The organism is Woeseia sp. D3-10, assembly GCF_055809415.1.
In genome coordinates this window covers 2499247-2513368 of sequence record NZ_JBVVTW010000007.1, presented here as the reverse complement: position 1 = coordinate 2513368, position 14122 = coordinate 2499247, and the positions used below count along the sequence as shown (strand labels likewise).

The window sequence follows — 14122 nt, the reverse complement described above, 5'->3', positions numbered from 1 at the left end:
CTACATTGCCTCCAGGTTTTTCTCGACACGCGTGATCAGCCGTGTCAGTTCATCAAGATCGGTTGCACTGAGCTGCGGTCCGGGCGCGCGCACATGTGCCGTGGCTATGGCGCCTCGTCTGCGTAAAACCTCCTTGCGCAATGCCAGCCCGAAACCCGGCTGCTGTTCGTACCGAACCAGCGGCAGGTAAGCATCGAAAAGATCTTCCGCTCTGTCATGCTCTCCTTGCTGCCACAGCCTTACGACCTCAACGAGCATTTCGGGGTAAGCAAAGCCGGTCATTGCACCGTCCGCACCCCGCGCGAGCTCCTGTGGCAGGTACAGGCCACCGTTGCCAACCAGTACAGCCACTCGTCGCAAGCCTTCTGCAGACGCCTTGCGCACGGCACTCAATTTGCCAAGGCCCGGCCATTCTTCATGTTTGAGCATGACCAGTTGCGGGTAATCGACGACCAGTTGATTGAAGGTGCCAACTGAAATCTCCGAACGGGTAACGAAGGGATAGTCCTGGTAACAGACAGGCACTGACTCACCTAAGCCGGCAAAAACCTGCCGGAAGTAACTCAACAACTTCGCTTCGGTACCTAATCCTGCGCTTGGCGCAACCATGACGCCTGCCGCACCCGCCTCCATCGCCGTGTGCGCGAGTTTGACCAGGTTGTCCATGCCGGCATTCGAAACACCCACCACAACCGGGGCGCGATCAGCAACACGCTGCAGGACTCGCTTGAGGAACGCGACGGACTCGTCGGCTGCCAGCTTGTGCGCTTCGCCCATCATGCCGAGCACCGTAATGCCCGACACACCTTGCTCAATATAGAACTCGATCAGCCGATCAGCACTCTGCAAGTCCAGCGAACCATTATCCGTGAACGGCGTCGCCGATATAATGAAGACTCCCGCTGCCTGCTCGTTAAGTCTCTGTGTTGCCATACACTACGGCTCCTTCGATTCGTTCACTGGTTTCCCGGCCGCGGCCACTTGTACATAGCGACCCTGGCGATCACTTACGTCCGTTGAATAACGGTTCGTACCGCTGATGTAGTCTTTCATCAGAGCGAGAAACGCGCCGCTCAACATGAGTAGCGCAACCAGGTTCGGAATGGCGCTTGCCGCAACTGAAATATTGGCGAATGCCCAAAGCTGATCGACGTTGGTTACTCCCGCGAACACAACACCCGGTATGAAGTACAGCCAGCGAACCAGGCGAAAAGCACGGGCTCCTATCAAATCCTCCACGGCGGTTTTGAAATAGACGAAGAAACCGATCTGCGTAGAAAGACAAAACGTAAGGATGGCGATGGAAATAAACGCCTTCGCCACTTCAGGTCGATAGAAACTGGAATAGGCTTCCAGCAACATCTCGATACCGGAGCTGCCGTTCGCCAGCACGCCGGTCGACAAAATCGCCAACGCGGTTACCGTGCAAACGACCGTGGTATCGATAAAGACTTCTGCCGCGCCCCACATGCCCTGCTGAAACGGGTGCGGAGTTTGCGCGTTCGCGTGCACCATCGGCGATGTACCCAGCCCTGCCTCGTTCGACAACATGCCGCGCGCCATGCCCATCTGTATGGCGGCCACGACGGCGGCGCCGGCGAAACCGCCCATTGCCGGTGCCGGGGCAAAAGCGAAACGGAAAATATCGGCGAAGACGGCAGGAATCTCTGCGCTGTTGGCAATGACAACGACCAAACTACTACCGAGGTACAAGACCGTCATCAGCGGCACCAGAGCCTGACAAAACCGGCCTATGCGTTGCACTCCACCGATAGCCACTATCGCGGTCACCACGCCCATGACACCGGTTATGAGATAGGGATTGATACCGTAGCTGGCATCCAGTGCACGGCCAACGGTATGTGCCTGCAACATCGAAGAACTGAACAGGCAATTGATCGTGACGCCTACACTGAACAGCGCCGCCAGTGATCTCCAGCCCAGTGCTTTACGGATATAGAACATGGGACCACCGTGCACCCGGCCCTCGGCATCGATGTCACGGTAGTGAACGCCAAACGTAATCTCGGCTGTCTTTGAGATCATTCCAAAGAACGCCAGCAACCACATCCAGAAAATAGCGCCCGGCCCACCGATGGACAACGCCGTTGCAACGCCGGCCATATTGCCCATGCCGACCGTACCGGCCAATGATGTAGCCGTTGCCTGAAACGGCGTGATACGCATGCGCCGCGTTGGGCTGCCATCAGTGGCGGCGAACAATGTGCCGAACGTACGACGCCAGATATAAGCGAAATGGCTGACCTGAAAAAAGCCGCTCCTGATCGTCAGATAGATGGAAACCAGCGCAATGAAGATCATCGTCCAGGGCCCCCACATGGCGGCACTGATCGAATTGATGAGCTTCAAGAACGAATCAAGCATGCGCTCCCCCCCGGGGCGTATGTCGCAAACGCACAGCGTCGGTAACGGCTGCAACAGTCGGCGATATCGATTACAGCGGAAACTCACTAACCGGGTCGCGACCGGTGTCGCCATGGCAGCGCTTGACTGTATCAAACGCGGGTTTTGCCATCCAACGATTGAGCGTTTATCGTACATTGGCAACATGAACAATCCGTGCAACATGCTCGCAACTGCGATTGCCAAACATGTCCGCAGGACGCGCGCCAAGCAAGCTCAGCGCGGAACTGGCGGATGATATACCGGGCAAAGACCCACCAATCGACCAGGGGGATTTCATGAACAAGCATTCTTTGATGTCGATGCCCAAGCGGGCACATTACGCACTAATCTTGACTGCGGCGCTTGCTGCCCTCAGCGCATGCTCTGCCGCTGATCATGCAACAACTGCTGCGGCCGACAAGCCAGGCATCGTGACCGAAGGGCCTGGCAACAGCAACGGTCAGTGGCAATACCTGGGCGGCGATGCCGCGCACACACGCTATTCCGGACTCGAACAAATCAACGCCGACAATTTTGCCGACGTTGAAGAAGTGTGGAGCTGGAGCGGTGCAAGTTTCAATGCCGCCAGCGGTCGTTCCACGCCGAGTTACATTAATGGCCGTCTGTACACCGTCGCTGGACCACGCCGGCACGTCGTTGCACTCGACCCTGCGAATGGCGAACTGATCTGGTCGTACGTTGAACCACGAACACCGCGCTGGGAATACTCGATGCGCAAGGACTACGGCAAAGGTGTCGCGTACGCTGAAATTGACGGCCGTGGAGTCATTTACATCGTCTCACCCGCTTTTTTCCTGACAGCACTGGACGCTGAAACGGGTCGACCACTCGAAGGGTTCGGCAGCAAAGTACCCATCGACGACTTTCCTGACACCGGCGTTGTAGACATGCTTGCCGACCTTGGTCATGAGTACGACCCGTACGAGGGCATCGCACTCGAAACCGGCTACATTACTTCGTCGTCCCCACCGATTGTTGTGAACGGCGTCATCGTTGTCGGCAATTCTGCGGAGCAGGGCTACAACCAGTCACGCATCGAAAATATTCCCGGAGACATACTGGGGTACGACGCACGTACAGGTGAGTTTCTGTGGAAATTTAATGTCATCCCGAAGCCTGGGGAATTCGGCCACGACACCTGGGAAAACGATGCCTGGAAATGGACAGGGGATATTTCATCGTGGGCACCACTGTCAGCTGACCCGAAACGCGGCATCGTCTACGTTCCGACCAACGGCGCGACCATGGATTTCTACGGCGGCTTTCGCCCGGGTGACAACCTGTTCTCTACCAGTCTGATCGCGCTGGACGTCAAGACCGGGGAACGCATCTGGCACTACCAGATGGTGCACCACGACATCTGGAACTACGACACACCGACGGCACCGGTACTCATGGACGTCACGGTCGACGGCAGGAAAGTACCTATCGTCGTACAAACCACCAAGCAATCGTTCGCGTACACGTTCAACCGCGAAACCGGCGAGCCAGTCTGGCCCATTGAAGAACGGCCGGTACCCGCATCAACCGTACCGGGTGAACATTTGTCGCCGACGCAGCCGTTTCCAAGCAAACCCGCGCCATACGAAATGCAGGGGTTAACACACGATGACCTGATCGACTATAGCGACGAACTGCGTGCCAGTGCGATTGAGAATCTGAAAGATTACAAAATCGGCCCCTTGTTCAATCCACCGCTGCACCGCGATAACGACGAAGGCTATAAGGCTGCTCTGTGGTGCCCCGGCGATACAGGTGGGGTTAACATCGACGGCCCGAACACCGCTGATCCGGAAACGGGCATCCTGTACGTAACCTCGCACAAGGCCTGTTCATCGCGCATCATTGCGCCTGGTGAAGAACGCGACAAACTGCTGGAAGCACCAACCGGCACCACCATAGCGCGCTATGCCGTGCTGCGACCGGACGGTGTGCGCGGCCCGGACGATTTGCCGTTGTTCAAACCGCCGTACAGCCGGATTACGGCAATCGACATGAACACCGGTGAACACGTGTGGATGTCGCCTGTAGGTGAAACGCCGGAACGCGTCCTCAATCATCCTGATCTGGCCGGTATGGATATCCCGAACACCGGTACTGGCCGAATGGCACCAATGACCCTGACCAAGTCGCTGCTCATCTACGCATCGGAGTCATCCGATGGCACGCCGGCATTGTTCGCCCTCAACAAAGCAACCGGCGAAACCGTGGGCAAAGTCGAGATGTCAGAACGCACACGGTACGGCACGATGACCTATATGCATAAAGGCCGACAGTACATCATCGCGCAGACCGGCCCGACACTAACGGCACTCGCACTTTACGAGTAACCCGCAGGCGTTGCTGGGGAGACGATAGTAGCCCCGGCTTGCCGCCGGGGTTTCTCTTCAGCGCCGCGCTTGTTACTGGTCTTTACCTGATCCGGGCTTATGCTTTGCGAGCGCGAAGCGACTTCGCGACCACCTCGGCAAGATCGTGCCCGGTCGCTGCGGCCAGCGTCCAGCCGAGCATTCCGTGCCCGCAATTGATGAACAATCCCGCAAGATCGCAGGCGCCGGTGCGGGGCCTCCCGTCCGGCGTCATGGGTCGCGAGCCTGCCCACGGTGACCATTGTGGATCGTCATAAATCGCTGCCTGTGGCGCCGTTTCACTGGCCATTGTTCGCAACAGCCCGACACGGGCAGCATCATCGCGCTCGCTAAAACCGACGAAATCAGCGAAACCTGAAACTCGCAGCTTGTCAGCCAGTGGGCTGTAGAGAATGCGCCGTTTCAGGTCGGTGATACTGATACGTGGCGCGGCTGCCCCTCGCGGCACGCTAAGGCTGTAGCCGCGAACCGGATAGATGGGTACTCGAGACCCCAACGTCTTGCAGAATGCCGGCGCTGCGCGCGCCAAGGCACACTACGACGGCATCCGCCTTCAGCTCACCGTTGCTGGTCAGCACGCCCACAACACGGTCACCGTCACGCAACAAGCCGTTGACCGTTTCACCCAAACGCAGCGTCAAGCCTTTGTTGCGCTGCAGCCAGTCCGCAAGACCTGCTGTGAATACACGCGCATCGCCGGTCTCATCCTTCGCCGAGTAGAGTGCTGCTGAATACCTGCCGGTCATCGCCTCAACTGCGGGCTCCAGTGCCATAGCTTCGGCCATGCTCAGCATTTCCGTCTCGCATCCGTAGCGCTTCTTCAGCGAAATCGTTTGCCGACTAACGTCCAGGTCTGCGCCTTCCGGCAACAACACAAGTTTGCCGTCTCTTTTATGGGCGAAACTGATCCCGGTTTGCTCACCAATCATTGCCATCCGACTTGCAGATCGCATCGCCAGTTCAAGCACGGCAACCGTGTTGTTGCGCGCCTGCTTGTGGGTGCATTGGCGCAGGAATCGCAGACCCCAAGCTGGCAACCCGGGGCGAGTCAGGAGTCGGACGCGTATAGCCGGATCGCGTCCCAACAGCAGGCCGGGAATACCGGATAAAAACGATGGGCGAGCCAATGCATCCGTGAAGCTGTAGGAAAGTTGGCCGCCGTTGGCATAACTCGCACCGGCTGCCACAGCGTTGGCGCGATCAATAACCGTGACCTCGAAGCCCCGCATGGCCAGCGAATAGGCACTGGTCATACCCACGATCCCGGCGCCCAACACAACAACTCGCATAGAAGTCAGCCTTTTTCCTGAAGCGCGCATGGTAAGTGCGCAACGGCCTTTCACTCAACACATTCACACGCCACGCGGGCCACTGCGGGCAAGGGCGTATCTGCAATCCGATTGCGAGTTGCGTTAGATCACCCGGCTGTGCCGCTACGGCGACGCGTCAGTTGATCTTGAGAGCCGCGTCCCGGCCGCGCAAGGTTTCTTCACTCGAGCGAATACGCAGATTGGTCTGATCCGGGTTTGCGTGCACGAGGAAACCGTCCGGCGTGTGCAAGAGTAAGGACACGTCGATGTCCGTGTCGCGCGCGTTTGCCCGGCGACGAATGTTGCAGACCACCCGATGGCGCCGGCAATCGATCACCTCAAACTGGTTTTCCGTAACGCTGATACTGAACGATTCCGGGTCACCGCGGACCAGGCCGGTCTCGCGCACGGCCGCTTGTTCGTGACCTTGCTCGTCGTAGATATCGATGGAAACTTTCAGATCACCGCTCGTCGTGGCGCGCCTGACCGTCAGCACTGGTTCGCCCTTGCATGCCAGCAGGTGTGGCGTGTCGGTATAGCTATTGCCGCCAAGTCGAACCGTAAAGTCACTTTGTATCTTCATATGAGTACAGGTACTCCTGGAGCTTAAGCGAGTGTCAGATTGCCGGTCTCGTCAATATCCAGCTGCATGTCGTCGCAAAACTCAGCGAAGGCATCCGGAACAGCGAGCACTGTGCGGCCTTCGTATTCAAAGGTCGTATCATCGCTGTGCACCGGTTCCAGCGACAACGCGAGACCCGATTCTTCGTTGCGAACCATGCGCAGGCAAAGCCCGGCATCAGGGCTCTCGCTCATCGTGTTTATTGTGTCATCAAATTTTTGTAACGCAGCTTGGCTCACGGTTAACATACGGACTCCTTCGTGAAAAAAATAGTGAGGCGACGCGGGAATCCGCGTGCCGGGGCGCAGAATCAGGTTTTGCGCAGCAACGCTGCGGCAAAGCCCGGCTGATTCGCTTTGGCTGAGGAATAGAGCAGCGCAACAGTGAGGCCAACGAGAATACCCGGCAGACCTTCGTACAACATGTTGTGCCATTCGAGCAGACGCCAGACGACCGCTGTCGACACGCCCGCCAACATGGCCACGATGGCCCCTAGCTCGGAAATCCGCCGCCCCATTACGTGCAAGGTCAACAACGGCGCGAAGGCCGACGCGAGCACCGACCAGGACATGATGACGAGTTGAAACACGCTACGCGAACCACTAACCGCCATACCGAGTGCAAGGGCAACCACGAATGCAGTGACTGCTTTCATCTGCCAGCTTTTTTCCAGCCTCGACGGTGCCAGATCGTGCGTCACGGCAGCCGAACAACTCAGGACCAGTGAATCTGCGGTCGACATCGTCGCCGCAAAAATACCCGCCAACACCATGCCGACGAAGAAGTCCGGCAATAGTTCCAGCGCCATGGTTGGCAATGCAAGCTCGGCATCGAGATCGCCAAGCTCAGGCAGGTACAAGCGCGACAGCATGCCAACGCCGGTCGCTAGCAGATAAAAACTGATGAAATAGCTGTAATACCAGAACCGGGTCCGATTCAGGTTCTTGACATCGTCCAACGCCATGAAGCGAACCATGACGTGCGGTTGGCCGACCACCGAAAAACCAGCGAACATCCAGCCAATGATAAAAATTGCGACACCCGCAAGGCCGGGCAATAGCATATCGTCCGGGTAGACATCCAGATAACCCGGGATCTCGGCCAGTTGCGAGACTGTGGCGTCAATGCCTCCCTTGCCTTGTACAGCAACGACCAGCATCGTCGACATCGCCGCCAACATCACCATCGATTGCGCGACATCGGTCCACATGGACGCGCGTATGCCACCCGCAACACTGTAGGCCAGCACCATCGCAGCAACGGCAATCGCACCGTAAACAGGGTCCCAGCCGAGCACGCCTTGCAAAGCTTTGCCGCCGGCACTGATCTGCGCCGCGGCGTAAGAGCCGAGGAAGATCAACATGATGAGCGCAGCAATACGTCGCCAAACGGCAAACTCTTCACCGTGCCAACGCGCCATCACTGCAGCGAACGACGCTTCGTTGGTCGATTCAGTGTGTTCACGCAGTCGTTTGTGAATGAACAGAGAGCCAATGAAATCGCCGAGTATCCAGCCCGTCATTAACAAAGCTGCAGCCGTTCCCGCCGTATAGGTGAAACCGATAACGCCGATGAACATGTAGCCCGAGTTATTGGTCGCAACCGCCGACAGACCAGCCAGCCATGGCTTGATTTCCCGGCTTGCCAGGTAGTAGTCATTGCGTGACTTCTTCGCCCGCATGGCAGAAGCAAGGCCGACACCCACGAACAACAGAAGAAACATCGCAAAGCTTGCTTCGATCATTTCAGCATCGCCTTGCAGCCAGTTTCAATGGAGGTCCGCAAAGCTACGCAGCACGCGTCGCGCATTCGTCACCAACCGCAACCTTGTCGGCGTTTTCCACCAGTTCTTTGTGCAGCGCAACGATCGCGGTCTCGTAGTCGTCTTCGGCGACAATAAACAGAATATCGACGTTGCGAATAAGCTGGTGGACACCCAGCAAGTTGACTCCTGCAGCAGCCAGGCTGTTTACAGCGCGTGCAGTCAGGCCTTCAACTTCAAGGTCGCTACCTATCGCCGAGACGATAGCTACTTTGCGTACAGTGATCGTCGCAGACTCATAGCGCTCTGCCAGTTCCACGGTGGCGCGTTTGACGGCCTTGAGCGGCCCTTCGATATAGTGCGCAATGGTATTGGCGTTTGAGGTCTTGGTGATAATTCGCAGCCGGTGATTCTTGAGTGCCTCCAGGATCGCCGAGTCATAGCCGTTGACTCTGACCATGTCCTGCTCGAAGAACTCCAACGCATAGACACTCTTGATCCCGGTAACCATCTCGGTTCGCGAATCTTCCGACGTGTAGTTGCCGCTTATGACTGTGCCGGCATCATCAGGATCGAACGTATTCTTGATACGGAGCGGTATTCTCGCCTGCCGCAGGCCTTTGGCGGCGCTTGGGTGTATCGCCTCCATCCCCATATTGGAAAGCTGATCGGCGACATCGTAGTTAGTGCGGCCAATCTTGCGAACTTTGTCTTCCCCGATCAGCTTCGGGTCACCGCTTGAAAGGTGAAATTCTTTGTGGATTATCGCTTCACGCGCGCCGGTCAGTACCGCAACACGCGAGAATATGACCTCAGTGTAACCGCGGCCATAGTTCATGATTGCGCCGTCTTTGCTGTGACCGTAGCCGGTAACGATTGGCAGCGTAGCGGCAAGATCGATCTCGGCCAGCGCACCGCTGATTTTCTCGTCCAAAGACACTTGCTCATCGTCTCGCCAATTGGTGAGGTCGACGAATATGGCGTTCACCTGGTGCTGCTGTAACAACAGTGACGTGTTGTGAGCGCTGTGCGCCTCGCCCAGTGCCGAGAGCATTTCCCGCACGGTATTCATATGTTCGGACAAACTGAAGTGTCCGTAAGAGCACAGCCTGTGCAAGTCAAGCAAGCAGCTGCGGGCACCTTCAATGCGCTCTTTGACGAACTGATCAGCGGTTCGCCGATCGGCGTGATCGCCGAATATTTCTGCATTGATTCGAGTCATGTCGGCGCCGACTTTGCTCAATGCATCGCCCCATGCCCAGTCGGATTCAGCATCGGCAAACAGGGCGTGCACACCGGGCTCACCGGTCTTTTTATGGCGCAGCAGTTTGTCAGTAATTCCAGCGTAAGCCGAAACGACAAATATTCTTTGATACAGATCGCTGCCCGTTCGCGTACCGATGAAAATATTGTTCAGAACGGATTCGGTATCGGCCATCGATGTACCGCCGATTTTCTCGACCGTATGCTGGTTTTCTGACTGCGTGCTCATCTGCTTCTCAAGTGCCTCATCAGGAGCATGAAAGTTCGGCGCGTTGATGTTTCAAGCATCATCGGCTGTCAACGGATAGGCCCCGCTGGCGTCATGAACTTCTTTGCCGGTAACAGGCGGGTTGAACACACAGGCCATCTGCATGTCTTCTTCGGCGCGCAGGATGTGCGGATCGTTCTGATCGAGCGCGTAACAAATTCCGGGTTTGATTTGCGTCACTTCACCCGTCACCCGGCTTTCGATGCTGCCTTTGCCCGACATGCAATAGACTGACTCAAGGTGCCGTTTGTAGTGCATCGGCAGTTCCGCGCCAGCATGAATCGTCGTGATGTGAAATGAGAAACCCATGCCGTCTTCTTTCAACAGCAAGCGCACGCTGGTCCAGCCTTCCGCCTCGACTTTGCGCGAGGTATTTTTGGCTTCGTTGTAGTCCCTGATAATCATTTTCTGTTTCCTCGGTGTCAGGCCGCAGCACGGTCGTATTCGGCCGCTGTTGCCGAAACAGCTTTGCCGAGAATGTCGAGGCCGTTCTGCAATTCGTCCCGGGTGATGGTTAACGGCGCCAGACATTTGACGATCTCGTCATTTGGACCGGCTGACTCAATGATCAAACCGTTCTGGAAGCATTTCTTGATCACTGCCGCCGCAAATTTCCCGCTGGGCATTTCCAGGCCGCGCATCATGCCGCGCCCTTTAAGCGTCAGCTTGCTCGATCCGTTTTTGCTCGCAATAGATCGCAGACCCTGTTCGAGTTGTGCAGCACTTCGGGCAATGGATGCCTCGAAACCCTTGCGATCGCGCCAGAAGTGTTCAAGTGCGGCCCGCGCGGTTACGAAGGCATGGCAGTTGCCACGAAAAGTGCCGTTGTGCTCGCCTGGCAACCACTTATCGTATTCACGGTTGATCAGCACCAGCGCCATTGGCAGGCCGTAGCCGGACAACGACTTGGCCAGCGTTACGATGTCCGGCTTGACGCCGGCCGCCTCGAAACTGAAGAACGAACCACAGCGACCTACACCCGCCTGAATATCATCAACAATGAACAGCGCGCCGTGCTTGCGCGTAATCTTGGCCACCTTTCGTAGCCAGTCATTGCTGGCGACATTCAATCCGCCCTCGCCCTGAACCGTTTCAACGATGACAGCCGCAGGTGCATCAATGCCGCTGGAGGGATCGCTCAATACTTTGTCGAGATAGTCCGCTGTATCAATGTCATCGCCCATGTAGCCGTCGTACGGCATGCGGGTAACGCCACCGAGCTCAATGCCTGCTCCTCCGCGGTGATGTTCATTACCGGTCGCCGCCAACGCGCCGAGCGTTACACCGTGAAAGCCGTTGGTGAAAGAGATGACATTGGTGCGCCCGGTGACCTTGCGTGCGAGCTTCAATGCTGCCTCGACAGCATTGGCACCGGTGGGGCCAGGAAACTGCAGAACGTAATCCAGATTGCGCGGCTTCAACACGGTTTCATGGAATTCGAACAAGAACCGTTCTTTGGCGTCACTGTGCATGTCCATGCTGTGAGTGATGCCGTCGCCGCTTATGTAGTCAACCAGCGCGTCTTTCAGTACAGGGTGATTGTGACCGTAATTCAGTGTCGAACATCCCATCAGGAAGTCGAGGTACTGAACTCCGCCTTCACCTTCTAGCTGTGCGCCTTTGGCCTTATTGAAAATCGCCGGAAAATTGCGCGAATAACTGCGCACTTGCGACTCAAGCAGCTCAAACGTTTCGACGGCCGGTCTATGTTCCGGCAGCGTATTGTTGTTCACCATGGTGATCCTCTGGGTAATTCGTTATTGAATTCAGGACGCAGATCGGAGCGCGCGTTTTCGCGCGCCGGCGCCCTGAACAGGGCCGATGGTTATCAGCCGTTCGCTGTCATGCAGTCCCTGAAAATGGGCTTGTTTCTCGAAGCCAGCAGCCTCGTGGAACGGCGCATCGATACGCGCCGCCAGTGAACGGAACAATGCAAAAGAGCCTTCATTGTCCGGTGTGATCGTCGTCTGCAGACGGACGACATCCGCGCACTCATCGCGCTCCAGCAAACCGTCAAGCATGCGCCCCGCCAGACCCGATCCGCGGGCGTCCTCGTGCACAGCCACCTGCCAGATGAACAGCGTGTCCGTCGCGGCAGGGGGGCGGTATGCGGAAATCCAGCCGACAATGCGCCCGGCACGTTCCGCAACGATGCAGGTGTCCGCAAAGTCCGTGCATTGCAACAAATTGCAATACAGCGAATTTTGATCGAGAGGTGGGCACGCCGCGATGAGGCCATTGATGGCAACGCCGTCCTGGCCAGTTGGTTTTCGCAACACGGTCCTTGCGGCGCCGGCAATGGCGGCCGGGGATCTGTTAGCTGTAATGTCCATATTACTTCGATAGTCTAACAATTTTACCGGCAAAGGTGAACCGCCCTGATGTGGCTCGAGCAGACGACACAGGGACATGAGGGTAAATATTCGTTTTTAAAGTGAAAAATTGGGCCATTCCTAACAAAAAGAATCAGCGGGCCGAAATAGAGCCTTAATCAATATTTAGTTAATCAAATTAACATGACAAGAATTTGACTGCGGGACTGGCGCCGAAGGGCCCATTCCAGCCACAATCGCGCCACCGGGAACAGGTGCCTGTGAGAACCATGGAAAACCGATCAGAGAGTGCACTCGTCGCCTTGCGGCGCATTCTGCGCGCGACCGAGTTGAATGCGCGACAACTGGCCAGTCAGACTGGACTGACGCCATCACAGCTGATCGTTTTGCAGATCGTGGCCGCGGAAGGCAAAGCGTTGCCCAGCACCGTCGCTCGCGGAGTACGCCTAACTCAGGCCACGGTGACCTCGCTGGTCGACAAACTGGTGGACGCCGGGCTTGTCACCCGACGCCGCGATACCGAAGACCGGCGCCGCAACTGGATTGAGATGACCGCGGCCGGCCGCGACCGGGTTGAGCAGTCGCCCGACCTGCTACATGATCGTTTCGCCGCCAGTTTCGAAGCGCTCGACGACTGGCAACAATCGATGCTGGTTGCGGCGCTGGAACAGGTTTCTTCAATGCTGGACGCAGGCGCACTCGACGCTGCGCCGGTACTTGATGTGGGTGATATTGATCGTTAGGCCGACGTCAGGCGCGCGTGGCGCAGGGCACGCACTATACAGCAGCGATGAAAGCGAACGATCCGACTCCGGTCACTTGAAGTGCCAGCGCTCAACTCAAGTGTCACAGGCACTTTGCCGGCCAGGCCTGCAAACGAAATAACCGGCCCCGCTATGAGGGCCGGTATTTCTCACGACTGTATGTAGCCGCAGCCGTCAGTTAGCCGGCTTTGCGAGCCGCGCTGAGATTGTCTTCGGCGAACTGCCAGTTCAGCAGATTGTCGAGCACGCGATCCAGGTAACCACCGCGATCGTTTTGCGTATCGAGGTAGTACGCGTGCTCCCAGACGTCGACCGTCAGGAGCGGCGTAGCGCCCGCGCGTAAGGGGTTTTCCGCATCGTGTGTGCTGCAAATTTCCAGTTTGTTGTCCTTGCTCAATACCAGCCAGGCCCAACCCGAACCGAAGTGCCCCAGCGCTTCGTCCTTCAGCTTGCCACGCATCGTCGCGAAATCACCAAACGCAGCCGTGATCATCTCAGCGAGTTCGCCGCCCGGCTCACCGCCACCGTTCGGCGCGAGGCTTTGCCAATAGAAGTCATGGTTCCAGATCTGCGCAGCCAGATTGAACACACCGCCGCTAGACGTCTCGACGATCTCTTGCAGGCTCTTCTGCGCGTCAGGCGTACCGGCAAGCTGCCCTTTCAACTTGGTCATATAGCCGGTGTGGTGCTTGTCGTAGTGGAACTTGACGGTCTGCTCGCTGATATGCGGCTCCAGGGCATCGTACGCATAAGGCAGCGGTTTCATTTCAAACTTCATGATTTCTCCAGAACTGATAGATAACGGTAAAAAGTGTGTCCGAACAAAGGCGCAGTCTATCGCGACCGCGTCCGGCATTCAGCAGTCAGTGTTCTCCGGGGCGAATTTTCCTCGCACACCTTGCAGCTACGTCGTGCGATGTCTGTGGCATCGTCCATTGCCGAACGCTGCTCATGATTGACGCCGCCATCGCGTTCAGTCGCTTATTCGACGCGGCTTCTGCTAC

The 14122-nt window shown here is 57.0% G+C and carries 14 protein-coding genes; 2 read left to right on the top strand and 12 right to left on the bottom strand.

Annotated elements, in window-relative coordinates; translation table 11 throughout:
• Entirely contained in the window at positions 1–933 is a 933-nt protein-coding gene (locus tag AC0L8N_RS11570) for a dihydrodipicolinate synthase family protein (RefSeq protein ID WP_473667813.1), read from the bottom strand.
• A 3-nt stretch (positions 934–936) separates the two neighbouring features.
• On the bottom strand, positions 937–2385 hold the full coding sequence (locus AC0L8N_RS11565) for an alanine/glycine:cation symporter family protein (RefSeq protein WP_473667812.1): 1449 nt from the start codon (positions 2383–2385) through the stop codon (positions 937–939).
• A 317-nt stretch (positions 2386–2702) separates the two neighbouring features.
• Here AC0L8N_RS11565 and AC0L8N_RS11560 point away from each other — a divergent pair, with 317 nt between their 5' ends.
• Positions 2703–4757, top strand: a complete 2055-nt coding sequence (locus AC0L8N_RS11560; RefSeq protein ID WP_473667811.1) for an outer membrane protein assembly factor BamB family protein — start codon at positions 2703–2705, stop codon at positions 4755–4757.
• Between the two features lie 97 nt (positions 4758–4854).
• Here AC0L8N_RS11560 and AC0L8N_RS11555 read toward each other — a convergent pair whose 3' ends face one another.
• From AC0L8N_RS11555 to ectA, 9 genes are all read right to left on the bottom strand, one after another.
• Entirely contained in the window at positions 4855–5244 is a 390-nt protein-coding gene (locus tag AC0L8N_RS11555; protein WP_473667810.1) for an FAD-dependent oxidoreductase, read from the bottom strand.
• 1 nt (position 5245) lies between these two features.
• Positions 5246–6085, bottom strand: a complete 840-nt coding sequence (locus AC0L8N_RS11550) for an FAD-dependent oxidoreductase (protein WP_473667809.1) — start codon at positions 6083–6085, stop codon at positions 5246–5248.
• A gap of 157 nt (positions 6086–6242) precedes the next feature.
• Positions 6243–6689: a hypothetical protein gene (locus AC0L8N_RS11545; protein WP_473667808.1), complete on the bottom strand. Its 447-nt coding sequence runs from the start codon at positions 6687–6689 to the stop codon at positions 6243–6245.
• Positions 6690–6712: 23 nt separating this feature from the next.
• A complete protein-coding gene (locus tag AC0L8N_RS11540; protein ID WP_473667806.1) occupies positions 6713–6976 on the bottom strand; it encodes a hypothetical protein in 264 nt (87 codons plus the stop codon).
• A gap of 62 nt (positions 6977–7038) precedes the next feature.
• Positions 7039–8472, bottom strand: a complete 1434-nt coding sequence (locus AC0L8N_RS11535) for a sodium/proline symporter (protein WP_473667804.1) — start codon at positions 8470–8472, stop codon at positions 7039–7041.
• Between the two features lie 43 nt (positions 8473–8515).
• Complete coding sequence (locus AC0L8N_RS11530; RefSeq protein WP_473667803.1) at positions 8516–9982, bottom strand: aspartate kinase; 1467 nt, start codon at positions 9980–9982, stop codon at positions 8516–8518.
• Positions 9983–10033: 51 nt separating this feature from the next.
• The gene (locus tag AC0L8N_RS11525) at positions 10034–10426 is read right to left on the bottom strand and encodes an ectoine synthase (protein WP_473667801.1); all 393 of its coding nucleotides are present in this window, start codon (positions 10424–10426) and stop codon (positions 10034–10036) included.
• 17 nt (positions 10427–10443) lie between these two features.
• Positions 10444–11754, bottom strand: coding sequence for a diaminobutyrate--2-oxoglutarate transaminase (ectB, locus tag AC0L8N_RS11520; protein WP_473667799.1), 1311 nt, complete (start codon positions 11752–11754; stop codon positions 10444–10446).
• A gap of 33 nt (positions 11755–11787) precedes the next feature.
• Positions 11788–12354, bottom strand: a complete 567-nt coding sequence (gene ectA, locus AC0L8N_RS11515) for a diaminobutyrate acetyltransferase (RefSeq protein WP_473667798.1) — start codon at positions 12352–12354, stop codon at positions 11788–11790.
• 269 nt (positions 12355–12623) lie between these two features.
• Between ectA and AC0L8N_RS11510 the strand changes: the two genes are divergently transcribed.
• Complete coding sequence (locus tag AC0L8N_RS11510) at positions 12624–13097, top strand: MarR family winged helix-turn-helix transcriptional regulator (RefSeq protein ID WP_473667797.1); 474 nt, start codon at positions 12624–12626, stop codon at positions 13095–13097.
• A 199-nt stretch (positions 13098–13296) separates the two neighbouring features.
• Here AC0L8N_RS11510 and AC0L8N_RS11505 read toward each other — a convergent pair whose 3' ends face one another.
• Positions 13297–13896 carry a superoxide dismutase gene (locus tag AC0L8N_RS11505; RefSeq protein WP_473667796.1) on the bottom strand — a complete coding sequence of 200 codons (600 nt, stop codon included), beginning with the start codon at positions 13894–13896 and terminating at the stop codon, positions 13297–13299.
• Positions 13897–14122: the final 226 nt, after the last annotated feature.